This window comes from SAR86 cluster bacterium (genome assembly GCA_023703535.1).
In the GTDB taxonomy this organism is placed as follows: Bacteria; Pseudomonadota; Gammaproteobacteria; order Magnimaribacterales; family TMED112; genus TMED112.
Genome location: CP097967.1, coordinates 869841 through 895701 on the forward strand (window position 1 = coordinate 869841; position 25861 = coordinate 895701).

The following is a 25861-nucleotide window of genomic DNA, read 5'->3' on the forward strand; positions in this document are numbered from 1 at the left end:
ATTAGAGATTATAGCAAATTAGTAATTATAAGAGTCCTCTTTAAAAGGCCCTTGTTGTTCAACCCCAATATAGTCAGCTTGTTCTTTCGTTAATTTTGTTAAAGTTCCACCAAAACCTTTTACCATCAAAGAAGCAACTTCTTCATCTAAATACTTTGGAAGAACTTTAACTGATACTTTTTTCAATTTTTCTTCTTTTGATAAATCTGCAAACTTATCTTTATATAGAAAAATCTGTGCAAGCACTTGGTTACAAAAGGACCCATCCATTACTCTACTGGGATGTCCAGTTGCAAGTGCTAAATTAGCTAATCTACCTTCCGCTAAAAGTATAAGGTAATCCCCTTCTCCTCTGATAACTTTGTGTACACCTGGTTTAATTTCGTACCATTCATATTTTTTTAAGTATTTAACATCTATTTCATTATCAAAATGGCCAATGTTGCAAACAACACATGAGGATTTTAATGCATCAAGCATTAAGCCATTTAAAACTCCAGTATTACCTGTAGCGGTGACTACTAAATCATATTTTTTTAGCAAATCCTTATTGATATCTGAAGCATTATTACTAATTTCTCCATTCTTATATGCTGACACAATTGAGAATCCATCAAAGCATGCCTGCATTGCACAAATAGGATCAGTTTCAGCTACATCCACAATCATTTTTTGTTGATTTAGTGAATCAGCAGATCCTTTACCAACATCTCCATATCCTATTACTAACGCTTTCTTTCCGGATAGAAGCATATCAGTACCTCTTTTAATAGCATCATCTAAACTATGTCGGCACCCATATTTATTATCGTTTTTTGATTTAGTAATTGAGTCATTTACATTTATTGCAGGCACTGCTAATTTTCCTTTTTTTAACAAATCCTTAAGTCTATGAACACCTGTAGTGGTTTCTTCAGAAATTCCATGAATCTTCTCAAGCATTTCTGGGTAATCTTTATGAATCTTTGCTGTTAAATCTCCACCATCATCTAAAATCATATTTGCATCCCACGCTTGACCATTTTTAAGAATTGTTTGCTCTATACACCAATCATACTCTTCTTCTGTTTCTCCCTTCCAAGCAAAAACTGGAATGCCCTTATCTGCAATAGCTGCAGCAGCATGATCTTGAGTTGAAAAAATATTACAAGATGACCACCTAACTTCTGCTCCTAAATCAATTAATGTTTCAATTAATACAGCTGTTTGAATTGTCATATGTATACATCCTAAGATCTTAGCTCCCTGCAAGGGCTGTTCTTCTTTATACTGTTTTCTGAGATGCATTAAAGCCGGCATTTCATCTTGTGCAAGCAATATTTCTTGTCTTCCAAACTCCGCTAAATTAATATCTTTAACTTTATAGTCTTTATTCATTTCCGTCATAATACTTTATTCTTTCAATATCTTCCTCTGAGTTTTCTTCACCAAATTGAATTTCAATAATTCTACATTCTTCTTTGTAAGGATTAAACAATTGATGCCACTCTTCTTTTTTTACACTAAAAGTATCAAATGTATTAAGTGGTATTTCATCAATTTTGGAATGATCATTTTTGTGAAAATTTACACAACATTTACCCTCTGAAACAAACCAAATTTCACTTCTTTTAAAGTGTTTCTGGAGACTCATTCCTTTCCCAGGTTTAATAATGAGTTCCTTTAATTTTATTTTTTTATCTTGATATAAATTATAGAACTCACCCCAAATCCTTTCTTCAGATAATCCTTTCCATTGCTTTAGAATTTTACTACTCGAATTGATTTTACTTTCACCACCAACACCAAACTTTAATGATATATCCTTAACTTGCATTTCAGGAATATTGCCTGAATTTCTATCACCACCATTACAAAAAATTATTTCATCTTTAGGGAATTTTAATTTTATTTGTTCAAGTGCATTAATGCAGCTTCCAAAGTCGTCATCTTCAAAGGAGACTACCTCATCAACAAAACTAAAGGAACTCAGCACACTCAGTCTTTCATGATATGGCATAAACGGCTTTCCTTTTTTTAATGTAAGCCAATTATCTGAATTTAATGCCACTATTAAATAATCACCAATATTTTTTGCAGCTTTTAAATATTCAATATGGCCAGAATGAACAGGATCAAAGCCACCGCTTACAACAGATATTTTCATTTTAAGTTTTTGGTTTTTTCCCAACTGAAATTTTGATCTTCTCTTCCAAAATGACCATATTTTGCAGTACTAAGATATATTGGATTTAAAAGACTTAAATCGGAAATGATTCCTTGAGGAGTAAGATCAAAGTTTTTGTTTATAGTTCTATTGATTTCTTCAAGTGGAATTTTTTCACTCTCAAAGGTATTTGTGTAAATAGATACTGGATTTTCAACTCCAATTGCATAAGAAACTTGAACTTCGCAATAATCACATAAATTTTCATTGACTAACGTTTTTGCAACTTGTCGCATTGCATATGCTGCAGATCTATCCACTTTTGAAGGGTCTTTTCCAGAAAATGCTCCACCTCCATGTCTGGCCATTCCACCATAACTATCAACAATAATTTTTCTTCCCGTCATGCCGCAATCTCCAACTGGACCGCCGATGCTAAATTTTCCAGCAGGGTTTATAAAGAATTTAGTATCATCATCTATTAATTCGTCAGGGATAACTTTTCTAATTATTTCTTCCAAAATAAATTCTCTTAAGTTGTTAAGATCAAAGCTTGGACAATGTTGTGCTGAAAATACGATTGCAGAAATCCTCTCGGGTTCATAATTATCAGAGTATTGTACAGATACTTGAGATTTAGCATCCGGCCAAAGTTTATTATTTATATTCCTTATAGTTTTATGTTTTTGCATCAGTTTATGTGCTAACGAAATTGGAAGTGGCATTAATTCTTTTGTTTCCTTACAAGCATAGCCAAACATTAATCCCTGATCACCTGAGCCCAAAATATCACCTTTTGATATTCCCTGATGAATATCTTCACTTTGTTTACCAATTAGACTTTTAAAATTAATTGACTCATGGCTAAATCCCATTTCTTTGTTGTTATATCCAATATCTTTAATTACTGATTTAGCAACCTCTTTATAATTAATATCAGCTTTTGAAGTAATTTCGCCCCCAACTATGACATGATTATTTTTAATCATGGTTTCACAAGCAACTCTAGAGTATTTATCTTGTTTTATGCACTCATCTAAAATTGCATCTGAAATTTGATCACAAATTTTATCTGGATGTCCCTCCGAAACAGATTCAGATGTAAAAATATATGACATTAAAGACCCTCAATTTTTATACCTTTTATTGAAAGCGTGTCTTTATTTATTTTTTTCATTATTTCATCAATTTCTCTATCTGTTGGGCTTTTAGTTGATGATTGAAATTTAAATCTATAACCCACTTTAAGAATATTTAGTTTTTTGTTATCAAAATAATCGAAGACAAACGCTTCCTGAAGTAATTTGAAAGATTTCACATTTTTTTCAATTTTTTTCTCAAGGTTTTTTAAAATATCTAAATTTTCTAAACTATATGACATATCTCTATATGAAGCTGGGTAATCAGAAATGCCGATATATCTTTGTGACGGTACTGAAAGCGAATCAATATCAATTTCAAAAGAATAAACTGGCGTTTTTACTTTTGATTTTAAGAAATTTTTTGATAGTTTACCTATCCTCCCTATATTTGTTCCTTTAAACATAATTGTTTCTCGAAAATCATAATTCTCAGATGAGGATGAAGAAAATGTTAGTGCAACATTCATTGTTTCATTAAAAATTGTTTTTAAAAGTCCTTTAAGATAACCATAATCCAACATTGAGTTGAATTCTTTATGGTTTTTATTTATTCGTCCCGAAACAATAAGACTTAGCTTCCTAGATACTCCTAATTTTGTGTAAATATCAGAGAATTCAAAAAATTTTATCGAATCTTTTTGTCTGTTTTGATTATAAACGAGATTGTCTTTCAAAGATTTTGTTAAGCAAACGCGCATCTTTGCTCTTTGCTTATCTAATGGATTGTCTACAACAATTGCTGATTCATCATTGTTATCATTGAAAGGGAAATTTATTACTTCAAAGAATCCATTATTTACAAGATAATTCCTGCAAATTAATTCAAAACTTCTATTTAAATTTTTTGCTTTCACAGGAAGCTTTAAAGCTTTTGAAGGTATATTGTTGTACCCAACTACTCTAGTGATTTCTTCAGCTAGATCATTAATTTGGTCAATGTCAGATCTATGAGCAGGAACAGCAACTTTTTTTCCATTAATAAATCCTAGTGAACTAAGAATGGCCTTTTGTTCTTTTTCATTTATATCGCAACCAATAATCTCATTAAGCTTCTTTGAATCATAAGGCACACTTTTTGTGTTATTTTTTTTATTTTCCGAAATAAATTTAAGTGATTTAATTTCAGCATGATCATCAATAATTTTAATAAACCTTCTCAAAACATTTTCTTGTCCAAGAAAATCAACGCCTCTTTCAAATTTATAAGCTGCTTCAGAATTAAGGTTATATTTTCTAGCCTGACCTAAAATTTCTTCTGGTTTAAAATACGCGCATTCGATAAGAACTTTATATGTGTTTTTGCCACAAGCTGTACTTGCGCCTCCCATTACTCCTGCAAGGCTTATGACTTTGCCGTCAAGAGTAAAAACTAAATCATTTTTTTCTATTTCAATTTCTTCATTCAGCAATGTCAAAAACTTAGATTTCTTTTTGTTTTTTTCTAAAGCAAATATCCCATTCATTTTTTCTGCATCAAAACAATGGGTAGGCTGTCCACTTTCATAGGCAAGGTAGTTTGAAATATCTGTAAAAAAATTATTTTTATTAATTTTCAAACTTTTAAAGTATTTTTCTAAGTAGTTTTTATAAGGCTTTGTTTTGCCTACAATTTCAACTTCTAAAAAGGAGATATTTGGACATAGATCTTTTGTTTTATTTTTAAAATTCAAATTTAGTTTCTGAATTTTTTTTGTAAATATTGGCTTTTCAATTTCTGCCTTGTAAAAATAGTTTAAATCCCTCGCCAAACCTTTCAAAGAGAGACAATCTCCCCTATTTGGAGTGATTTCAAAATCTAAAATACCTTTATTGAGTTCGTGTTCATGGCCAAGCTGGAAAAGTCTTTCTGATAATTCTGATACTTTCGGTTTATTTTTAAAATACTCCAAAAGTTGTTGAGCAATAATTTTCATTTAAATTGCCTTAAAAAATCTAAGTTTGATTTATAAAATTCTCGGATATCTTTAACACCATATTTGAGCATAGCAATCCTTTCAATGCCCAAACCAAATGCCAAACCAGAGAATTTTTTTGGGTCTATTTTACAATTACTAAGAACTTTTGGATTTACAACCCCACAACCTAAAATCTCAAGCCATTTTTTTCCAAAAAGTATATCCACTTCAGCCGATGGTTCTGTAAATGGAAAGTAAGAGGGCCTAAATCGTATTTTTATTTTTTCTCCAAATAAGGATGAGCAAATTTTATAAATCAGGTCTTTTAAATGTGCAAAACTCACACCTTGGTCGATATAAATACCTTCAATTTGATGAAACATTGGTAAATGTGTAGAGTCATCATCTTTTCTATATACTTTGCCAGGCGATATGAATGATATTGGAGGTTTGTTTCTTAACATGCACCTCACTTGCACAGGAGAAGTATGAGTTCTTAAAACATTTTTCTTACCACCTACATAAAAGGTATCATGCATTTCTCTAGCAGGATGTGTAGCTGGTATATTAAGCATATCAAAGTTGTTTTTTTCACTCTCTATTTCAGGTCCTTCAGCAACTTCAAAGCCAAATGAGGTAAGTAATTTTATAAGTTCGAACTTTACTTGATTTATGGGGTGGATAGAGCCTAATTCTCTATCTAAAGTTGGTATGAAAATATCTTTTGGCTCTGACATTAATCTATAGCAGTTTTTACAACTTTTTCAAAAGTTGCTTTATCCTGTATAGCTAACTCTGAGAGCATCTTCCTGTCAAGTTCTATGCCCTTTTTATTCAGTCCATCTATGAATTTTGAATATGAATATCCTAAGTTCCTCACTTCTGCATTGATTCGAGTAATCCAAAGCCTTCTAAAATCTCTTTTTCTATTTTTTCTGTCTCTGTAGGCATATTGCATTGATTTAATTAGCGATTGCTTTGCTGTTTTAAAGAGTCTAGATCTTGCGCCATAATGCCCTTTAGTTTTTGCCAAAACAGCTTTATGTTTTTTTGATGCTAAGTTTCCTTTCGTTGTTCTTGGCATTATGCCTCCAATAATTTATTGATGACTTTAAGATTTGCACCTTCTAAATTAGATGTTCCTCTAGCATGTCTTTTTTTCTTAGTTGAGTGTTTTGACAAAATATGATTCCTTCCAGACGAGCGCATTTTGAGACCTGAGCCGGTCGCTTTAAACCTTTTTTTTGCACTAGAATGATTCTTTAATTTTGTCATTTCATTTTCTTTGATGTCAGTAAAGCACTATATGTTCTATTCTCAAACTTCGGCTCTACTAAGACAGTTGCAATATCTTCGGTTTCTTTAATGATACTGTCAAGTAAACTCTTACCAAAAGAAGTATTTCCAAGCTCTCTTCCTCTGAATACTACAGATATTTTTACATTTGCTCTTTTTTCTAGAAAACCAAAGATTTTTTTAAGTTTCACATCTATATCTCCTTTATCGATATTAGGACGCATTTTTATCTCTTTCTGCTCAATTCTCTTTTGATTTTTTTTGGCCGCTGACTGTTTCTTCTTTTGATCAAATTTATACTTCCCATAATCAATTATCTTTGCAACACATGGCTCTTTATCAAATGTAATCTGTAAAAGATCTAATCCCTCGTTTTTGGCAAGATTAATTGCCTCATCTTTGCTATAGGTACCCAACTTTTCACCTGAACTTGAAATGACTGTTAATTTATTAGCCCTAATAAACTGGTTTACAGGCGCTGGTGGTGGCTTTCTTCTTCTTTGTGGTCTCAAAATTGTTTTAGATTATAAAAGATCGAATGCATGCTGATTAGCATTTGGAACAATTTAATTCAAATTTCATAGAAATGTGATATTAACTGATTAAATAATTTTATCAAGAGTTGATTTCCCAAAGCGACTCAGGAACTTTCATCGTTTTAATCTCTAGTGCATTTCCACTTGGGTCTCTAATAAAAAAAGTTTCTTGCTCTCTATCATCGTCTTTAAATCTTAAATAAGGCTTATCAAGATAATTATGCTGATCGCTTGCATCAATTCTTTTTTTAACTTCATCAAAAGCATCTCTAGAAAGATGAATTCCAAAATGAGGAACACATACTTTTCCCATATCAACATGATGTCGCTGGGTGGATTTTATTTCATCTTGATGTTGAGCTTCATGTAAAGTTAGCTCATTTCCCCAAAAATTAATATCTAGCCATTTACCATCTTCAAAATTTCCTGATTCACATCCAAGAAAGTCACAGTAAAATAACCTTGCTTCTTCTATAGATCTTACAGCTATCGCTAAATGAAATCTTGCACTCATACTTAATTATAGATTTCTTCTAAAGAAGTTTGTATTTTTTTTGCAATCTTTATGTTGAGACCTAACTCTTCTGATACCTCTTTAGCTGAATATTTTGTTAAATTTTCAAGAGTTACATAATTTTTATAAATCTTATCGATTGTTTTAGGTCCTATTCCATCAATATCCTGTAAAAAATGTTTAGTTAGATTTTTTCTTTTTACTGACCTAAAGTTCTTGAGAGCAAACCTATGAGCTTCATCTCTGAGATCAAGAAAAATCTTTGAAATTGAATTGTTAGTTCTAAACTCAATTCTCTTATCCTCATAGAATAGATTCTCAATACCATATTTTCTTTTCTCGCCTTTTCCGACCGATACAAATTTAGCTTTTACATTCTTTAAATTTCTTTTGATGTAATTTAAATGTGTTTTGCCACCATCGATTAGAATTAAATTCACTTCGAAATTATTTTTTAGGTATCTCTTAATCCCGAACAACAATGCCTCGAGATCTGATTCAGAATTTTTTATTGGGACTCTGAAAAATCTATATTTCGACTTATCAGGACCTGAAGAATTGAAAAATACGCATGATACAGTTTGTATGTCTCCAGCTCCTCCACTTACGTCAAAACCTACCATACCAATATTATTTGTATCTAAATTTAAGTTATTTTTTATAAACTCCATTGAAGATTCGTATTTTAGACCTCTCTGCAACCTCAAACTTAGCAGATTTCGGGCATTTCTATTTGCCATTTCAGCCCACTTAATTTTTTTACCACCAGAAGGCTTAGTAAAGGTTATGTGTGGAAAAAATGGAGAATTAATTTCTTCTCCTGCAAAAACAATCTCTTTTATTTGTGGATTTGCAAGAACTAAACGACTTATAAATTCCTCAGTAATTTCTTTAGAATTTTTTTCGAGTTTATTTTTAAATGAGTATTTTTTAATATTTGAAAAGGAGTTTTTTATCACATCTATTACAACAAACGAAACCTCATCACCTTCGCAGGCCATGCCTATCACTTTTATTTGATCACCGCCAGAAAAAATAATTTGGGTTTCCTCAACTCTTTTTAGCGCTTCAATTTTCCTTTTAATTTCTCCAGCTTTCTCGAAATTTTCTATTTGTGAGTTAAAGTTCATTTCAGATCTTAACTTTGAAATAATCTTTGAAAAATTTCCTTTAAGTGCTTCTTTTGCACCAAAAACATCTTGTTCATAATCTCGTTTCTCTATCAAACCAACACAAGGGCCTGAACATTTTCCAATTTGATATTGAAGGCATGCCCTTGATCTATTGGAGAAAAATACATCATTACATGTTCGTAAATTAAATATTTTTTGTATTTCGCTTATAGCAAGCCTTGTAGCACTAGCACTAGTAAAAGGTCCAAAAAGATTTTTTTCAGATTTTCTTGTTCTTTTAAAAAAAATTCCAGGAAAATCATGTTTTTCAGTGAGTTCTATATAGGGAAATGTTTTATCGTCCCTCAAAAGTATATTAAAAGGAGGTTGTTCAGTTTTTATTAAATTTTGTTCAAGCAATAATGCTTCTGTCTCATTATTAGTTTCAATAAAATCCATACCAGTTATCTGGTTTACAAGCTTTTGTGTTTTAAATTCTTTTAGTGATTTTCCAAAGTAAGTTTTTACCCTTTTTTTAAGTGATTTTGCTTTACCTATATACAGAATCTTCTTATTTTTAAAAAATCTATAGACACCTGGGGAGTCAGGGAATTCAGATGCTTTTTGATTTAAACCATTCACTATAAAAACTTCTTAGTATTTTTTTTCCCAAGTTCAACTCCAAACTGATCAAAAGCATTTGTACTATAGTGAAGACTGTTAAAAATCGATTTATTTTCCCAAAGAGCGAACAGTTGTCCAATGCTGTAAGGTGTTAAATCATCTAATTCAACTACTGTTACTGGCTGTTTTCTTGTCGATAAATGTGGATTTTCTACATTATTAGAAATTTCTATCTCTGGATTTCTTAGTGAATGAACTTGGGCTTTCATTTGTTTATAGTTTAGATTATCTGTTTTTTCTGCTATGAAGTAAGTATTAATATATTCAGATCCTTGAAAAAGACTTTGAAAAAACGAATGCTGGCATTTTGGTCCATATCCACCAAATAATAAGTAAGTATTATTTTTTACAAACTCATTATTAATATTGAAAGATTTTCCATTAGACTCCATCTCAATTTGCTGAGCAAATTCAAAAAAGTTTCTTAACTTGAAATCATAATTTAAAACTACAATGGAATTAGAAGATTTTCTAATGAGCACATCACTAACACTCAACAATAAAGCAGGATTATTCTCGTTATCTAGACAAATTTTATCCATTTTTAAACCGCCATCTAAAAATGAATTGAAACCATCCTTCCCAATTAAAATTGGTAATACTATATTTACTGGACTCCATGCTGAAAATCTTCCACCTGTATCATTATTGAGTTTCAAAATATTATTTTTAGGAATACCGAAATTAGTAGCTGCACTAATATTAGATGTAATTGCAAACGTATTTTTTAATACTCTTTTTCCACATACCTTATCGTATGCGTCTAAAGTTTCTAATGTTGAAAAAGATTTTGAAGCAATTACTGCTATATCACTGTCTGAAACTTTAATACTTTCAAATTCTTCAGGGTCACTGCCAGTAATAAAATGAAATTTATTATTACCTTTGTCTTTATAAAGATCATAAAAAATTTTTGGTGCTATATTTGATCCACCAATTCCAAAAAAATAAACATTTGCCTCAGATTTCCGAATATCCTCAGCAAAATTTAATAATTCTGCATGATGTTTTAGAAACTCCTCTTCGGTTCGCTTCTTGTAATTAAAATGTGATGCGGCTTTATTTTCAGTAAAATTACAAAGTGAGCCATCATATATTTCATTAAATTTTTTAACTAATGAATTATCATCAGAAGTTGAATTCTCCTCAAGATTAAATTCAATTTCAATATTTTCAAATTTACCTTTTTTAAATTTATTTGAATTTTTTAAGATGCTCATAGATATTTTTTATATTCCTCTGATGGATTTTCAGAATTGATTATTGGTCTTCCTACTACTATGAAATCTGCACCGTTCGCATATGCTGCTTTAGAAGACATTATTCTTTTTTGATCGTCTGAAACATCAACATTTCTTATTCCAGGAACAACTTTAATAAGGTTATTATCACTAATTTTAACAAGCTCATGAGAGCTACATACTATTCCATGCGTTTTTGTATCTGTTATAACTTTGAGAAGCATTTCGAATTGTTTTTCAAAATCATTGTCATATAGTCTTGAAACATCTTGCTTATCTAAACTTGTTAAAAGGCTTACAGCAAGGATCTTTATATCATTTGACTGGTCAAGAGCAGCATTTATCATTTCAACTCCACCTTGAGAATGAATTGTGGTCATTTTTATATTAAATTTCTGAATTTCTTTAATCGCTTTAGCGACTGTATTTGGAATATCATGTAGCTTTAAATCCAAAAAAATTTCAAAACCTTGCTCGCTCAAAAAGTCTAGAACTTCTTTTCCGTGTGCAATATATAACTGAAGACCTACTTTCATTAAACATAATTTTGGATCAAAAAAAGCACTTAGTTTTTTAACAAGATTTAAGTCATCTGTATCTAGAGCAATTATTAGCCTTTTAGATATCATAAGAAAAATTGTATTTTAAAGAGTCTTTGAAATCTAGGAAAGAAGAGTTAATGAAATTCTCTCCCTCTCTGAGTCCATCCCACTAATAGAGACATTTATAGCTTGTCCCTCTTTATAGACTTCTTCTATTGATTGAGTGCCTGTATCGATTTCAGAGTGGTGAATAAGGCCATCTATTCCTCCCTCAAGATCGACGAATATTCCAAAATCTGTAACCGACTTAATTTTTAATCCTTCTAAAACATCACCATTATTATGCTTATCTTCAAAGGCTTTCCATGGATTTTCGGAAGTATGTTTTTTACTCAAAGATATCTTCCTTTCTTCCATATCAATTTCCATAATTTTTACTTCAATTTTATCGCCTTTATTTAATATAGAAGATGGATCAATATTCTTATTTTTCCAGTCTAAGTCTGTGATATGCACTAGCCCCTCAATGTGTTCTTCAAGTTTTACAAAACAACCATAATCAGTGGTCAGTGTTACCTCTCCCTCGATGACTTGTCCTACATGATATTTTGTTTCAAGTTCTTTCCACGGGTCTTCTGTAAGTTGTTTTAAACCAAGAGAAACTCTCATTTTTTCTTTATCGAATGATAAAACCAGAAATTCCATTTTCTCACCTACTTTCAAAATGTCTTTTGGTTGAGCGACACGCTTCCACGACAAATCAGTAACATGTAAAAGACCGTCCATGCCACCCAAATCTATGAATGCTCCATAGTCGGTAAGATTCTTTACTGTTCCTTCAATTTTTTCTCCCTCTTTTATAACTTTAAGAAGCCTTTCTCTTTCTTCAGAATTTTGCTCTTGTAGAACTGCTTTTCTTGAAAGGACAATATTTGTTCTTTTCTTATCAAACTTCATTACTTTAAATTCAAGGGTTTGTCCGGTTAAATCTGGATAGTCCTTACCACCTTTTGGATCTATAAGAGATCCTGGTAAAAAGGCTTTTACCAAATCAACAAAGACTGTAAAGCCACCTTTTACTTTATTGGTGACCTTTGCCTCTACATATTCACCATCGCTATGAGCTTTCTCAAGCTTGTCCCAGGTTTCCTGTTTTCTTGCCTTTTCGCGTGAAAGCCTAATTTCTCCAAATCCATCATCAAGTGCATCAAGAATAACTTCTGTTTCATCTCCTACTTCTATTTCTATACCATTTTTGTGATCTTGAAATTCTTCCAGTGGAACAAGCCCATCAGATTTAAAACCTACATCAAGTGTTACCCATTTTTTGCCAATTTCTAAAACGCTTGCTTTCACAAGTGAACCCTGAACTAAATTGAACTCGCTAAAACTCTTATCAATTAAATCTTTTAAAACTTTTTCAGTATCTTTCATTTATTAATTCTTCTATAACTTCTAAGGTTTCCTCAACGCTTTTGGAAGTATTATCAATGAGAATGGAATCATTTGATTCTCTCAAAGGTGAAACTTCTCGGTTGCTATCTTTAAAGTCTCTTGCCTCAATCTCACTTTTAAGTTTTGAGATATTAACCTTTTGTCCTGCATTTCTCAACTGGTTTGCCCTTCTATTAACTCTTTCATTAATACCTGCAGTGAGGAAAATTTTTACTTTTGAGTCTGGAAAAACTCTAGTAGACATATCTCTACCCTCAGCAACAAGACCTGGTTCCTTTAGATAGGATTTTTGTATTTGTAACAAACGCTCCCTGACATCACTTTTTTGAGATAATTCAGATGAAAGAGTAGTTATATCAGGACCTCTTATAATATTTGTAATTTTATTTCCATTGAAAGAAATTTCCTCTGAATCTTCATCATAGGAATGTTCGATATTAATAATTTCCTCTTCTACATTCTTAAAACCTTCAGAAAATAAGTAAGCAAAACATCTGTATATGAGACCACTATCAAGATAATTCCATTTCTTTTTTATAGCTAAAGCTTTTGAAAGTGCTCCTTTACCAGAACCTGATGGACCATCTATTGTTACTATTGGTACCATTTTTTTAATAATTCAAAAAAATTTGGAAAAGAAGTTTCTACACATCTTTTATCATCAATGTATATTTTTTTCTTATCTTTAAGTGAGGCTATCATAAAGCTCATTGCAATTCTGTGATCTCCTTGAGTTTCGATTTCAACAGGACTATTACTTTCATTCAACTCAGGAATTATATCAAATCCGTCATCATACTCATTGATGGTTGTGTTTGGATTGAATTTTTTAATGTTTGATAACAATAGACTTATTCTATCCGATTCCTTGTGCCTTAGTTCTTTAGCATCTCTTATCGTTGTTTTTCCAGTTGCAAACATAGCTAGTGTGCCAATAAGAGGAATCTCATCGATTAGATTTGGTATTTTGTCTCCATAAATTTCAACACCCTTAAGCTCTTGCTCACAATTAACCATAATATCAGCTCTAGGTTCATTTGATTTTGATGATTTATTTTTTAAAGAGACTATTGCTCCCATTTCTTCAAGTGTACTCAAAAAAGCTATTCTGGTAGGGTTGACGCCTACATTTTCTAAGATTATTGATTTTTTTGTAAGCAGATTAGCTGCCAGTAGATACGCTGCTGATGAAAAATCTGTTGGGATATCAATGAATTTCTTTTGAATTTTTTTTCTACCATCAAAAATTATTTTATTTTCTTTCCTCGTAATATCAGCTCCGCATTCTTCGAGAATTCTTTCTGTATGGTCTCTTGAAGGAATTATCTCTGTAATTTCAATTTTTGATTGAGAAGTTAAAGCTGCCAGCAACATACATGATTTAATTTGTGCGCTTGGAATATTTAAAGTGAATTCAAAATTATCCTTTAAAGAAGACTTAGAAATATCAATTGGTGCATACCTATCTGCACGCAATCTAATATTTGCTCCCATACTATTTAGTGGATCTGCTATTCTGTCCATAGGTCTTGATGAAAGTGAGGCATCGCCCTTTAAAATACATTCCTTGCCTGTTCCTGCGATGTATCCAGTTAACAATCTCATTCCCGTACCAGAATTTCCAAGATCTAAGACTATTTTTTTGTCACTCTCCGAAAATTCCTTTGCAGCTTTCAAAGTGCTCTTTATGTCCTCGCCAATTGTATCTTTATTAAAATCTAGACCTAGGATTGCGCATCTCTGTGCTATTGATTTATCTACAGGTAATTCAATCACTTCAAATATTTATTTACTTTTTCTACCAAGAAATCCAGATTTTCTTTATTATCTGAAAAGATTTCATCCCACAAATCTTTATCTGATTCTGATAAGCGTAATATTTCTTTTAAACTGTCGCCAGATAAACGTTTGTAATCAATTTTTTCTTCCTCAAGAATTTTTTTATAGATAAAGCTGAAATAATGAGGGAAATGGCTTAAAAATGCGTATATTTTATTATGTTCGTCTATATCCATGTATGTGACTTTTGCTCCAATTGAATTCCAAAATAATTCGATTTTTTCTGATAAAAATTTATTAGGATTTGATATGACTATTACTTCTTTATTTTTAAAAAGCTCACCATCGGAGTATTGAGGACCTGTATTATGACTTCCACAAATTGGGTGAGAAGAAATAAAATTTTCTGGCATATTATATTTTTTTAAAAAGTTCTTTGAGCTTGAAATTTCTGTAATTATTGAACTTGGGTATTTTTTTGAAACCTCATTAATCTTATCAGGCACTGATTTTTGTCGTGAACAAATAATTATCAAATCAAACTCTCTATCTCCTACTTCATCAAGAGAACTATATATATTCTTATAAATATCTCGTTCTATTAAGAAATCTTTAAATGGCGAGTGTTCTTCAACACAAAAGGTGTTTCTATTCCCTACAGCTAAAGCAATCGAAGTGCCCATAAACCCTGAGCCAATTATTAAGATATTTTTCATTTCTCTTGGTGTTTTAAGGAGGTTTTTAAAATAATACTAAAGACAGCTTTTAAATCTTCAATAGGATAATTAGTTTTAAGTAATGCTAATTTTTCCATTATTTGATCATGTCTTTCCTGATCAAAAAAATCTCTACTATTATTTTTTTTGAATTTTCCTATCTCAGCCGAAATTAACAACCTGGATTCCAATAAGCTCACAATTTCCATATCAATAGAATCTATTTCCTCTCTCAGTAATGCCAAATCAGTTTCATCCATATTTTTTTTCAAAATCAATCATATACTGTCCTAAGCGCTCAACATGCTCAAACTCAAGAGGATTATATATACTTGCTCTCATTCCACCAACACTTCTGTGACCTTTGAGATAAAACAAACCATTTTCTTCAGCACCTGATAAAAATTTGCTCTCCAGTTCATCAGTTTGAAGTGTGAAAACAACATTACAAATTGACCTCTGCTCTTGGAATACAGGATTTATGTAAAAATCAGAATTATCGATTATTTGGTATAGATGATTTGTTTTTTTAATACTATTTTTTTCCATTTCTTTTACACCTCCATTTTTCTTGTACCAGTTAAATATTTTACCAGCCACGTACCAACCAAAAGTATTTGGGGTATTTAACATTGAATTTTCTTTTGCATGAGCATCATATTTAAGAATATTTGGAAGGTCTTTATTTGATTTTTCTAGCAATTCTCTCTTTAAGATAATTAATGTGATTCCAGATGGCCCAAAGTTTTTTTGTGCACATGCATATATAAAATCGTATTTTTTAATATCTATAGTTTCTGAAAAAAGGCATGATGACATATCAACAAAGAGTGGATAATTAGTCTCTATGTCATGATTTACCCTTACTCCTTGTATGGTCTCATTTTTACAATAATGAACAATTGAAGTATCTTGAACTATATTCCATTCATCGAAATTTTCTATCTTTGTAAAATTATTATCTTTTGATGAGGTGCATACATTCACCTTACAAATATTACTTGCTTCCTTAATAGCTTTTGATGACCATGATCCAATTTCTGCGAAGTTTGCCACTTTACCAAGATATGAAAAATTTAAAGGAATCATTGAGAACTGCAAAGTGGCTCCACCTTGAAGAAAAATCACCTCATAATCATTCGGTACATTGAGCAAATCTATAACATCAATTTTTGCTTGGTTTGCGATATCAACGAAAGTTTTATCTCTGTGACTGATTTCAATAATTGATGAACCAATATTTTTATAGTTTAGCAATTCATCTTTAACTTCTTGTAAAACTTCTTGTGGAATTGCTGCTGGACCAGCACTGAAATTTGCAATCTTACTCTTCATCAAGAGTTTCTTTAAACCCTACTGCATCAACAAGACTTTCTTCATCTCTAGTTGATACTACTTTTACTCCTTGGGTATTCCTTCCAATAACACTTATTTGGTCAACCTGTGTTCTTATCAATGTTCCGCGGTTTCCAATTAACATAACCTCATCTCCATCAACTACTTGAACTGCTGCAATCATTTTTCCATTTCTTTGTGACGTATTTAGTGCTATAACACCTTTTCCACCTCTTTTTTGCCCACTAAATTCTGAAATATTTGTTCGTTTTCCATAACCATTCTGACTAATGGTTAAAAGTTTAGCCTCAGGAATTACTTTCATAATAGAAATCACTTTATCCTCTTTGTGGATATTCATTCCCTTTACACCTCTCGTAGATCTTCCCATTGGTCTTACATCAGTCTCATTAAATCTTATTGCTTTCCCAGATTCAGATGCTAAACATATTTCATCCGAACCATTTGTAATTACTGTACCGATAAGTTTATCGCCGTCATCTAAATTTATTGCTCTGAGTCCTGGAGCGTATTTTTTTTCAAAAGCTTTTAAAACTGTTTTCTTTACTACTCCGTTTCTTGTAGCCATTAAAATGTAATGTCCATCTTTATACTCATCTACAGGTAAAAAAGAGGTTACTCTTTCATCATCTTCTAAAGGAAGTACATTTGAAATAGGTCTACCTTTTGCAGTCCGAGACATTACGGGTAATTTATAGATTTCAAGCCAATGTACTTTACCTTTAGTTGTAAAACAAAGAACTTGAACATGAGTGTTCAGAACTAAAACTTGTTTAATAAAATCTTCGTCTCTTAAAGCTGAAGCTGTTTTTCCAACTCCACCTCTTCGTTGAGATCTGTATTCTGCAAGTTGTTGAGTTTTTACAAACCCATTATTTGATATAGTGAATACTCTCTCTTCCTCTGGTATTAAATCAGCGTCATCAATTGTTAGTCGTTTTTCGATTATTTCAGTTCTTCTTTCATCGCCAAAATCTGATTTAATTTCTTCTAGTTCTTTTTTTACAACTTTTATAAGAACCGACTCTGTTGAGAGTATCTCTTGAAGTCTTTTGATTTCTTTAATTAGTTCTTCGTATTCCTCTTTCAACTTATCAGTTTCAAGAGCAGTTAATCGACTTAATCTTAACTCAAGAATTGCTTTAGCTTGAACAACAGACAATTTATATTTTTTTCCGTTGAGGCCAAAACCTTTTTCAAGTCCCTCAGGTTTACATATATCTGGATCAGCTACCTTATCTAATAAAGGCTTGATTGTATCAGCTGACCAATCTCTTTCGCAAAGCTTCTCAGAGGCAACCTTAACATTTTCAGATTTTTTTATGATATCAATAACTTCATCTATATTTGCAATTGCAACAATTAAGCCCTCAACAACATGCCCTCTCTCTTTTGCTTGTCTTAATTCAAATAATGATCTGTTTGTTACTACTGTTTTTCTATGTTCAAGAAAAATATTTAGAAGTTCTTCTAAGTTACATAATTTCGGCCTACCATCTACTAGAACAACATTATTAATTCCAAAAACTTGTTCTAATTGTGAATTTTTAAATAAGTTGTTAAGAACAACCTCTGGGACCTCACCTTTTTTTAATTCAATTACAGCTCTAATTCCATCTTTATCAGATTCATCTCTAATTTCACCTATACCCTCTAGCTTTTTCTCTTTCACTAGTTCAGCTATTCTTTCGAGCATACGCGCCTTATTCACCATGAATGGTATTTCAGTAATTACAATTGCTTCTTTACCGCCTTTTATTTGTTCAAATGATGTTTTTGCTCTTGTATAAACCTTTCCTTGGCCTGTTCTATATGCTTGTTCAATTCCATCTATACCAGTAATAATTCCACCTAAAGGGAAATCAGGACCTTTTACGATTTTAAGCAGATCTTCAATAGTGCAACTAGGGTTATCAAGGATATGAATACAAGCATCTAAGATTTCCGTAGCATTATGTGGTGGAATATTTGTTGCCATACCAACTGCAATTCCAGAAGAACCATTAATCAAAAGATTTGGGACTCTTGTAGGTAGAACATCGGGTATATCTTCAGTCCCGTCATAATTTGGAGAGTAGCTAACTGTCTCCTTTTCAATATCTGCAAGAATTTGATCAGTAATTTTCTGCATTCTAATTTCTGTATATCTCATTGCCGCAGCTGAATCGCCATCAATACTTCCAAAGTTCCCTTGACCCTCCACTAGTGGATAACGAAGTGAAAAATTTTGAGCCATCCTAACAATTGCATCGTAAACAGCAGTATCGCCGTGTGGATGATATTTCCCTATTACCTCTCCAACCACTCTTGCAGACTTTTTATAGGGTTTGTTATATGTATTTGAGAGCTTATGCATGGCGTACAAAATTCTCCTGTGGACAGGTTTCATTCCATCTCTAGCATCAGGTAATGCGCGACCAATAATGACGCTCATGGCGTAGTCTAGATATGACTTTTTTAACTCGTCTTTAACGTCTACAGAAAGGACTTCTTTAGCAAAATCTTGCACGAATTAATTTTATCATAATAGCTAGTACTAATCTTTAAATTCAGCTACTAATTTGGAGATACTTTCCTTAGCATCACCGAAAAGCATTCTGCTATTTTCCTTAAAAAATAAAGGGTTTTGGACCCCTGCGAAACCAGATGACATTGATCTTTTTAAAATAATAACAGTCTTTGCTTTATGAACTTCTATTATTGGCATTCCATAAATAGGACTACCAGGCTGCTCGGTTGCAGAGGGATTTACAACATCATTAGCACCAATAACTAAGACTACATCAACAGTGCTCATTTTTGGATTTATATCTTTTGGTTCAAGTAAGTTATCGTAGGGAACATTTGCCTCAGCCAAAAGTACATTCATGTGTCCGGGCATTCTGCCAGCTACAGGATGTATGCCAAAATTTATCTCGCATCCATTCTCTTCGAGAAGATCCCCAAGTTCTTTTACAACATGTTGTGCTTGAGCAACAGCCATTCCATACCCTGGTACAACTAATACTGAACTTGCGGATTCTAAAATTAAAAAACTATCCTCAGCACTAATGGGCTTAACTTCTCCCGAAACTTCTTGAGCATCGCCTTTAGAAGCTGCATATCCAACAAAGAAAATATTGTATAAAGATCTATTCATAGATTTTGCCATGATTAAGGTTAGGACAAGTCCAGAAGCTCCAACTAAACATCCAGCAACAATTAATGCAGTATTCGAAATAACAATTCCTGCAAAAGCAGCTGCGACTCCAGATAATGAATTTAATAATGAAATTACTACAGGCATATCTCCACCGCCTATTGGTAAAACAAAAAATATTCCAGCAAGAATTGAGACAATAAGTAAGACTATAAATCCATCACTTACAGCTAAAAGATTTGGTCCAAAATTAAATAAATCCAGTAAAACAGTTACAGTAAAAAATCCGAGATAAATAAATGATGTAATAAGAAATACTCTGGAAAATTTATCTAAAAATACAGGGGATGATTTTAAGCTCTCAGATAACTTTAAAAAAGCAATCACACTTCCAGAGAAAGTCACACCACCAATAAATACGGTTAAAGAGGTGATTAATATTAAAATATTTATTTCAGATGTTGATGTAAATTCAGACCATGCCAAAAAGAAAGAGGATAAACCTCCAAAACCATTAAATAATGCAACCATTTCGGGGATTGAGGTCATTTTTACTCTTAATGCAAACAGGGCACCAATACTTCCACCAAGTAAGATTGCAACTAAAACTAGTATTGGATTAATAATGTTAGTGACAGTAACTAAAATAGCCAAAAACATACCTATGGAAGATACAAGATTACCTCTGGCTGCAGAGCTTTCCTGACCCAACATTTTTAGTCCAAAAATAAATAAAATAGCTGCTAAAATGTATCCAAATTCCTGTAAGAAAATATAATTAAAATCCATCATTTTTTCTTAAACATCCTCAACATTCTATTTGTGACCAGATAACCTCCAACTACATTTATTGATGCAAATGTAATAGAGCAAAATGCTAAAACTATTTGAAGTGTGTTGCCAGTTTCAAGTGTAAGAGCACCTACAAGTGTAATTCCACTTATCGCGTTTGCACCAGACATAAGAGGTGTATGGAGGGTGCTTGGTATTTTTGAAATTAACTCTAAACCTAAAAAAACTGCCAAGACTAATATAAATAGTAGCAATAACATTATTTCCATTAATCAAACTCCTTTTTAAGAATTTTTCCGGCACTTACAACAGTAGCACTTTGTAAAATTTCGTCCTCTAGATTTAAATTAAAAGATTTTTTTTCATTATCATAAAAATCTGAAATGAGATTGATAAAGTTATTGCTCAAAGCAAAGGATGCATGACTCGAAACATACGATGGTAAGTTACTAAATCCAACAATATTTACACCATTAATATTTTCTATTGAGTCAACCTTTGAGCCCTCCACGTTTCCACCAGATTCAATTGCCATATCAAAAACAACACTACCTTCCTTCATTGCTGTTATTGTGTTTAGATCAATTAATTTTGGAGCAGGCTTTCCAAAGATTTGTGCCGTTGTAATTACGATATCAGATTTCTTACAAACATCTGCTTGTAGATTTTTTTGCAATTTAAGTTGTTCTTTTGTTAATTCTTGAGCATAACCTTGCGAAGTTTCACCAGTGTTGCCAAGATCTATCTTCACAAACTTTGCCCCCAAAGATTTTACTTGCTCCTCAACAATAGGTCTTGTATCAAAAGCTTCAACTTTAGCTCCTAACCTTTTTGCAGTTGCAATAGCTTGCAAACCAGCTACACCTACACCTATTACAAAAACATTTGCAGGCTTTAATGTTCCGGCTGCTGTCATCATCATTGGTAAAGCTGCATTCAGCAATTTTGCTGATTCAATTACTGCTACATATCCGGCCAAGTTAGATTGACTTGATAAAACATCCATTTTTTGAGCCCTAGTTATTCTTGGTATAAATTCCATACTAATGGCAGTATTCCCTCTCTTTTTAAATTGTTGAAACTGCTCCCTATTAGTGAAAGGATTAAGAAGACCCATAAAAATTGAATTACTTTTCATATCCATGATTTCATCGTCATTCAATTTTCCAGGAGAAAGCAAAATATCAGATGAACTAATACAGTCATGTCGTGATTTGCTTTTAGCACCAATTTTCTCGAATTTACTGTCAGTCGCGCTAATCCCATCGCCAGCTCCACTTTCAAAAATGACTTCTATACCCATATCAAGAAGATATTTAATAGTGTCAGGATGAATAGCTGATCTTAAGTCTTTTTTATCGGTTGATGAAATTGCTCCAAGGATCATAAAAGTTTAAAAGATTTATATTTTGACATTAATTATACTTTAACCAATGGAAAATTTTGATAAATCAGAAATAGAAAAGTTTAGTTCTTTAGCTGATCAGTGGTGGGATCCATCTGGTAAGTTCAAGCCTCTTCACCTAATTAACCCTCTAAGAGCTGATTACATTTCAAGTAAAGTTAATTTAAAGAACAAAAAAATTCTAGATGTAGGTTGTGGTGGAGGTATTTTAGCAGAGTCTTTGGCGTTAAAAGGAGGGAATGTGAAGGGAATTGATTTAGCTGATGGCCCTTTAGAAGTCGCAAAGATACGGGAGCAAAAAAGAAATCTTGGAATAACTTACGAGAAGATCGAAACCTCCAAATTAATAAAGAAAAAAGAAAAATTTGATGTGATCACCTGTTTAGAAATGCTAGAGCATGTCCCCGATCCAGAAAAGACCGTTAAAGAATGTTCAGAATTATTGAATAATAATGGCGATATTTTCTTTTCAACAATTAACAGAAATCTAAAAGCATTTACTTTAGCAATTCTTGGAGCTGAATATATATTAAATATACTGCCAAAGGGTACACATGACTATGAAAAGCTCATCAAACCCTCAGAGCTCTTAACTTACATAGATAAGGGTGGTTTAGATTTCTCAGAAATTAAAGGTATGACATATATTCCCTTTTTCGATATTGTAAAATTATCGAATGATCCATCCGTTAACTACATAATTCATGCCCGAAAAAAATAAAGCGCTAATTTTCGATCTTGATGGAACACTTCTCAATTCTGCAATCAATTTCCATAAAATTGTTAATGAACTAAAGTCAGAGAAAGGGCAGAAAGAATCTGCATTTGATGATGTTAGAAAATTTTCTTCACGAGGAGCATATCTTGTTTTAAGAAACTGTTTTAAAAATGAAAGTGAAGAAGAAATAAATCATCTAAAAAGAGAGTTTTTAAAACGCTATCATTCTTCAATGGTTGAGGAAATTAACTTATACCCTGATGTAGATGATTTAGTTAAGAAAATGACTGAAGAAAAAATACCCTGGGGAATAATGACTAATAAATCAAATACATATACTACGCCTATAATGCAAAAATTAGGATGGGATAAACTTACATCTGCCATCGTTTGTCCTGAAGATGTATCAGAGGCAAAACCAAGTCCGGAGGGAGTTTTAAAATGTTTACAGATACTAAATGCAGATGCTAAAAGATCATTTTATATTGGCGATCATGAGAGGGATATAATTACGGGTAAAAATGCTGGACTACGAACAATTGCATGTACTTATGGTTACTTTGAATCCGATCCATTAACTTGGCAAGCTGACTTTTTTGTTAATGAGCCAATCGAACTGCAAGAGTTTTTAAAATGAAAATACCAAAATCTAAACTTAGTAAAAATTCTCTCAAAGAAAGGGCAATAGTGGTGACAGGTGCAGGTTCAGGAATTGGAAGGGCTCTTTCTTTTGAGCTCGCTAAAAATAATGCAGATTTAATTTTATTATCAAGAGATCAGATAAAATTGGATTCTTTACAGGATGAAATTAAAGAGAAATTTGGAATTGAACCTCTTACAGTTGAATTTGACTTCTTTAAAGCAAAAGAAAAGGACTATAACTTTCTCATTGAAAATCTTATAGATAATTACACAAAAATTGATGGGTTAGTTCATGTGGCTGGAATCCTTGGTTATTTATCTCCATTTACAAGCACATCACCTTCACAGCTTGAAACTGTCATGAAAATTAATTTTGAAAGTAATTTCTTGCTAACAAAAGCTTTGATGCCATTATTAGAAAAATCAGAGTGTCCATCAGTAATATTTACATCTTCGGGAGTAGGAAGAAAAGGGAGAGCGTTTTGGACATCCTATTCAATCTCAAAATTTGCTGTAGAGGGATTAATGCAGGTACTCGCAGATGAATATGAAGGTCGAGTTAAATTTAATACCTTTAACCCAGGTCCAACAAGAACTAAAATGAGAGCACAGGCCTTTCCTGCAGAGGATCCTCTTACATTAAAGAGCCCCCAAGATGTTGCGGAATGTTATTTATGGTTACTGTCAAAAGAATGTAAAGAAACAGGAAAAAGTTATGACTATTGAAGATATGATTGACTCCCTCAAAAAAGGTGTAGTGAATATAACGTTTAAAAAAATTGACTCCGGCGAGATAAGAAAAATGCCCTCAACTCTTAAACAAGACCTAATACCAGACGGTACAAAAATTCAAAGCATTTCATCTAACAGTGACACCATAATGGTATGGTCGCTTGATAAAAATGCGTGGAGAGATATAAGAGTTGATACTATAAGCTCTTGGGAAGCTGTATAGAGTATTTTTTTAAAAAACTTTCAATATCTTTTTTTGCAATATTTTTCCATTGTCCTTTTTTCAGTGTGTCTGGTAAAAAAATTGAGCCAAATCTTACTCTTATAAGTCTATTAACCGTCAACTTTTGTGTTTCCCAGAGTTTTCGAACTTCTCTATTTTTTCCTGAAAAAATACATACATAGAACCAATTATTTTTTGATGATCCAGATTTTTTTACTGGCGCTATATCAGAAAAACTGCAAAGCTCTCCCCCAATTTTTATACCTTCAACTAAATTTGATAATTTTTTATCTGTGGTTTCCCCATAAACTCTACATAAGTACTCTCTATCAATACCTGAGCTTGGATGCATCAATATATTTACTAAGTCGCCATTGTTTGAGAATAAAATTAATCCTGAAGTATTTACATCAAGACGCCCAACCATAATCCACTTGCCATTTTTTCTTTCAGGCAAATGATTAAATACGTTGTCATGAGATTCCTTATTGGAATTTGAACAAATTTGTCCTACAGGCTTATGATAAATTAAGATTTCTGTCTTTGGATTTAAGTCAACAATAATTTCTTCGCCATTTACATTAAGTACGTCACCGTCAGAAACAAAATCTGTAAATCTTGCATTTTTTTTATTTAAAAGAATTTTTGAACTTTTGAAGAAATCATCTGTATCTCTTCTATTTGTAAAACCTAAATTAGAAAGGTATTTGCCAATTTTTTCTTTAGACTTCTTTCTCATCAACCTGATCTGTCTTCACCTCTAATGCTAGCTCAGGACTAATATCGATTGGATCTGGCAATTCGGGTAGTTTTGGTAAATCTTCTAAATCTTTCATTGAGAAATCATCTAAAAATTTGTTAGTAGTTATAAAAAGAGCAGGTCTTCCAGGAACATCTCTATATCCTTTAATTTTAATCCAACCTTGATCAATTAGAAGTTTGACAACATTTGTAGCAACATTAACACCTCTAATATCCTCGATATCTCCTCTAGTGACAGGCTGCATATAGGCAATTATAGAAAGTGTTTCAAGAGTTGCTTTAGAGAGTCTTAATGGTTTAATTTCCCATAATTTGGCAATATCCTCTGAAAATTCTTGTTTAATTTGCAATCTGTAACCATTAGAAACTTCTACTAAATTACTAGGTCTATTTTCATATTCTTTTTGAAGATTAAAAATTGCATTCAAAATCTCCGACTCCTCCTCTTCCGAAGAAATTTCTAACATTTCTTTGAAATCAATTATTGATAGAGGTCTATTTGCAGCTAAAAGTAGTGCTTCAATTCTTGATTTAATATCCATTAAATTCTGGTATTTTAGCGGACGCAGGAAAAATATCTCTATCAATTCTAGGCATTGAGTCAATTTCCAAAGATATATCCTTAAACCTTTTATACTCTTGAAGTCTTCGAATTAATTCTGCTTTCGGATCATCTCCTTCCTCTTCATTTATTTCTTCACGTGGTAAAAGAATTCTTGATTTTACTTCAGCTAGATATGCAGCCATTGCCAAATAATCTCCAGCAAGTTCATATTCAAAGTCTTCCATCATATCTATGTATGCTATATATTGATCTGTGATTTCAACCAGATTTACCTCTAAAATATCAAGGTTTTTTCTTTGTACAAGATACAAAAGAAAATCCATTGGGCCCGAAAAAACATCAAGGAGAAGTAGCAGAGCTTTTGGAGGTATATATAAATTTTCTGGAAGAGAGTCTACGGTACTCCCTTTAACTTTTGGTAAAGCTATTTCCTGAGCTATATCCATACACTACATATTGTATATAAAAA

29 protein-coding genes are annotated in these 25861 nt (G+C 32.1%); 4 read left to right on the forward strand and 25 right to left on the reverse strand.

The window, feature by feature from the left end; translation table 11 throughout:
- Nucleotides 1–18: 18 nt before the first annotated feature.
- From ahcY to M9B42_04595, 22 genes are all read right to left on the reverse strand, one after another.
- A complete protein-coding gene (gene ahcY / locus M9B42_04490) occupies nt 19–1377 on the reverse strand; it encodes an adenosylhomocysteinase (GenBank protein ID URQ64029.1) in 1359 nt (452 codons plus the stop codon).
- Entirely contained in the window at nt 1370–2146 is a 777-nt protein-coding gene (locus M9B42_04495) for an adenylyltransferase/cytidyltransferase family protein (protein URQ64030.1), read from the reverse strand. Before M9B42_04495 ends, ahcY begins: the two co-directional genes overlap by 8 nt.
- Nucleotides 2143–3264 carry a methionine adenosyltransferase gene (metK, locus tag M9B42_04500; protein URQ64031.1) on the reverse strand — a complete coding sequence of 374 codons (1122 nt, stop codon included), beginning with the start codon at nt 3262–3264 and terminating at the stop codon, nt 2143–2145. The genes M9B42_04495 and metK overlap by 4 nt, the downstream gene beginning before the upstream one ends.
- Entirely contained in the window at nt 3264–5201 is a 1938-nt protein-coding gene (gene pheT, locus M9B42_04505; protein ID URQ64032.1) for a phenylalanine--tRNA ligase subunit beta, read from the reverse strand. Before pheT ends, metK begins: the two co-directional genes overlap by 1 nt.
- Nucleotides 5198–5920, reverse strand: coding sequence for a phenylalanine--tRNA ligase subunit alpha (gene pheS, locus M9B42_04510; GenBank protein URQ64033.1), 723 nt, complete (start codon nt 5918–5920; stop codon nt 5198–5200). The genes pheT and pheS overlap by 4 nt, the downstream gene beginning before the upstream one ends.
- A complete protein-coding gene (gene rplT, locus M9B42_04515) occupies nt 5920–6267 on the reverse strand; it encodes a 50S ribosomal protein L20 (protein ID URQ64034.1) in 348 nt (115 codons plus the stop codon). The genes pheS and rplT overlap by 1 nt, the downstream gene beginning before the upstream one ends.
- Nucleotides 6267–6458, reverse strand: a complete 192-nt coding sequence (rpmI, locus tag M9B42_04520) for a 50S ribosomal protein L35 (protein URQ64035.1) — start codon at nt 6456–6458, stop codon at nt 6267–6269. The genes rplT and rpmI overlap by 1 nt, the downstream gene beginning before the upstream one ends.
- Nucleotides 6455–6991, reverse strand: coding sequence for a translation initiation factor IF-3 (gene infC / locus M9B42_04525; GenBank protein ID URQ64036.1), 537 nt, complete (start codon nt 6989–6991; stop codon nt 6455–6457). The genes rpmI and infC overlap by 4 nt, the downstream gene beginning before the upstream one ends.
- Nucleotides 6992–7094: 103 nt before the next feature.
- A complete protein-coding gene (locus M9B42_04530; protein ID URQ64037.1) occupies nt 7095–7529 on the reverse strand; it encodes a glyoxalase in 435 nt (144 codons plus the stop codon).
- A gap of 2 nt (nt 7530–7531) precedes the next feature.
- The gene (gene uvrC, locus M9B42_04535) at nt 7532–9283 is read right to left on the reverse strand and encodes an excinuclease ABC subunit UvrC (GenBank protein ID URQ64038.1); all 1752 of its coding nucleotides are present in this window, start codon (nt 9281–9283) and stop codon (nt 7532–7534) included.
- Complete coding sequence (locus tag M9B42_04540; GenBank protein ID URQ64039.1) at nt 9283–10545, reverse strand: hypothetical protein; 1263 nt, start codon at nt 10543–10545, stop codon at nt 9283–9285. The genes uvrC and M9B42_04540 overlap by 1 nt, the downstream gene beginning before the upstream one ends.
- Nucleotides 10542–11195, reverse strand: a complete 654-nt coding sequence (gene pyrF, locus M9B42_04545) for an orotidine-5'-phosphate decarboxylase (GenBank protein URQ64040.1) — start codon at nt 11193–11195, stop codon at nt 10542–10544. The genes M9B42_04540 and pyrF overlap by 4 nt, the downstream gene beginning before the upstream one ends.
- A gap of 33 nt (nt 11196–11228) precedes the next feature.
- Nucleotides 11229–12542 (reverse strand): S1 RNA-binding domain-containing protein, encoded by a 1314-nt coding sequence (locus M9B42_04550; protein URQ64041.1) that lies wholly within the window; start codon nt 12540–12542, stop codon nt 11229–11231.
- Nucleotides 12529–13170, reverse strand: coding sequence for a (d)CMP kinase (cmk, locus tag M9B42_04555; GenBank protein ID URQ64042.1), 642 nt, complete (start codon nt 13168–13170; stop codon nt 12529–12531). The genes M9B42_04550 and cmk overlap by 14 nt, the downstream gene beginning before the upstream one ends.
- On the reverse strand, nt 13158–14339 hold the full coding sequence (gene aroA, locus M9B42_04560; protein URQ64043.1) for a 3-phosphoshikimate 1-carboxyvinyltransferase: 1182 nt from the start codon (nt 14337–14339) through the stop codon (nt 13158–13160). The genes cmk and aroA overlap by 13 nt, the downstream gene beginning before the upstream one ends.
- Nucleotides 14336–15058, reverse strand: coding sequence for a prephenate dehydrogenase/arogenate dehydrogenase family protein (locus tag M9B42_04565; protein ID URQ64044.1), 723 nt, complete (start codon nt 15056–15058; stop codon nt 14336–14338). Before M9B42_04565 ends, aroA begins: the two co-directional genes overlap by 4 nt.
- Entirely contained in the window at nt 15055–15318 is a 264-nt protein-coding gene (locus tag M9B42_04570) for a chorismate mutase (protein URQ64045.1), read from the reverse strand. The genes M9B42_04565 and M9B42_04570 overlap by 4 nt, the downstream gene beginning before the upstream one ends.
- Entirely contained in the window at nt 15311–16393 is a 1083-nt protein-coding gene (gene serC / locus M9B42_04575; GenBank protein URQ64046.1) for a 3-phosphoserine/phosphohydroxythreonine transaminase, read from the reverse strand. The genes M9B42_04570 and serC overlap by 8 nt, the downstream gene beginning before the upstream one ends.
- A complete protein-coding gene (gene gyrA, locus M9B42_04580) occupies nt 16383–18923 on the reverse strand; it encodes a DNA gyrase subunit A (protein URQ64047.1) in 2541 nt (846 codons plus the stop codon). The genes serC and gyrA overlap by 11 nt, the downstream gene beginning before the upstream one ends.
- Before the next feature lie 27 nt (nt 18924–18950).
- Nucleotides 18951–20342 (reverse strand): NAD(P)(+) transhydrogenase (Re/Si-specific) subunit beta, encoded by a 1392-nt coding sequence (locus M9B42_04585; GenBank protein ID URQ64798.1) that lies wholly within the window; start codon nt 20340–20342, stop codon nt 18951–18953.
- The gene (locus tag M9B42_04590; GenBank protein ID URQ64048.1) at nt 20342–20614 is read right to left on the reverse strand and encodes an NAD(P) transhydrogenase subunit alpha; all 273 of its coding nucleotides are present in this window, start codon (nt 20612–20614) and stop codon (nt 20342–20344) included. The genes M9B42_04585 and M9B42_04590 overlap by 1 nt, the downstream gene beginning before the upstream one ends.
- Complete coding sequence (locus M9B42_04595) at nt 20614–21732, reverse strand: NAD(P) transhydrogenase subunit alpha (GenBank protein ID URQ64049.1); 1119 nt, start codon at nt 21730–21732, stop codon at nt 20614–20616. Before M9B42_04595 ends, M9B42_04590 begins: the two co-directional genes overlap by 1 nt.
- A 46-nt stretch (nt 21733–21778) precedes the next feature.
- On the opposite strand from M9B42_04595, the gene ubiG reads away from it, so the two are divergent.
- From ubiG to M9B42_04615, 4 genes are read left to right on the forward strand one after another with little or no spacing between them, the layout of a single operon-like run.
- Nucleotides 21779–22471: a bifunctional 2-polyprenyl-6-hydroxyphenol methylase/3-demethylubiquinol 3-O-methyltransferase UbiG gene (ubiG, locus tag M9B42_04600; protein ID URQ64050.1), complete on the forward strand. Its 693-nt coding sequence runs from the start codon at nt 21779–21781 to the stop codon at nt 22469–22471.
- Entirely contained in the window at nt 22455–23105 is a 651-nt protein-coding gene (locus tag M9B42_04605; protein ID URQ64051.1) for an HAD-IA family hydrolase, read from the forward strand. Before ubiG ends, M9B42_04605 begins: the two co-directional genes overlap by 17 nt.
- The gene (locus M9B42_04610; protein URQ64052.1) at nt 23102–23836 is read left to right on the forward strand and encodes a YciK family oxidoreductase; all 735 of its coding nucleotides are present in this window, start codon (nt 23102–23104) and stop codon (nt 23834–23836) included. Before M9B42_04605 ends, M9B42_04610 begins: the two co-directional genes overlap by 4 nt.
- Nucleotides 23826–24065, forward strand: a complete 240-nt coding sequence (locus M9B42_04615) for an SH3 beta-barrel fold-containing protein (GenBank protein ID URQ64053.1) — start codon at nt 23826–23828, stop codon at nt 24063–24065. The genes M9B42_04610 and M9B42_04615 overlap by 11 nt, the downstream gene beginning before the upstream one ends.
- Here M9B42_04615 and M9B42_04620 read toward each other — a convergent pair.
- The 3 genes from M9B42_04620 to M9B42_04630 are packed head-to-tail and all read right to left on the reverse strand — an operon-like array spanning nt 24040 to nt 25838.
- Complete coding sequence (locus M9B42_04620) at nt 24040–24804, reverse strand: rRNA pseudouridine synthase (protein URQ64054.1); 765 nt, start codon at nt 24802–24804, stop codon at nt 24040–24042. The genes M9B42_04615 and M9B42_04620 overlap by 26 nt on opposite strands.
- Nucleotides 24788–25369 (reverse strand): SMC-Scp complex subunit ScpB, encoded by a 582-nt coding sequence (gene scpB / locus M9B42_04625; GenBank protein ID URQ64055.1) that lies wholly within the window; start codon nt 25367–25369, stop codon nt 24788–24790. The genes M9B42_04620 and scpB overlap by 17 nt, the downstream gene beginning before the upstream one ends.
- Entirely contained in the window at nt 25359–25838 is a 480-nt protein-coding gene (locus tag M9B42_04630; GenBank protein URQ64056.1) for a segregation/condensation protein A, read from the reverse strand. Before M9B42_04630 ends, scpB begins: the two co-directional genes overlap by 11 nt.
- Nucleotides 25839–25861: the final 23 nt, after the last annotated feature.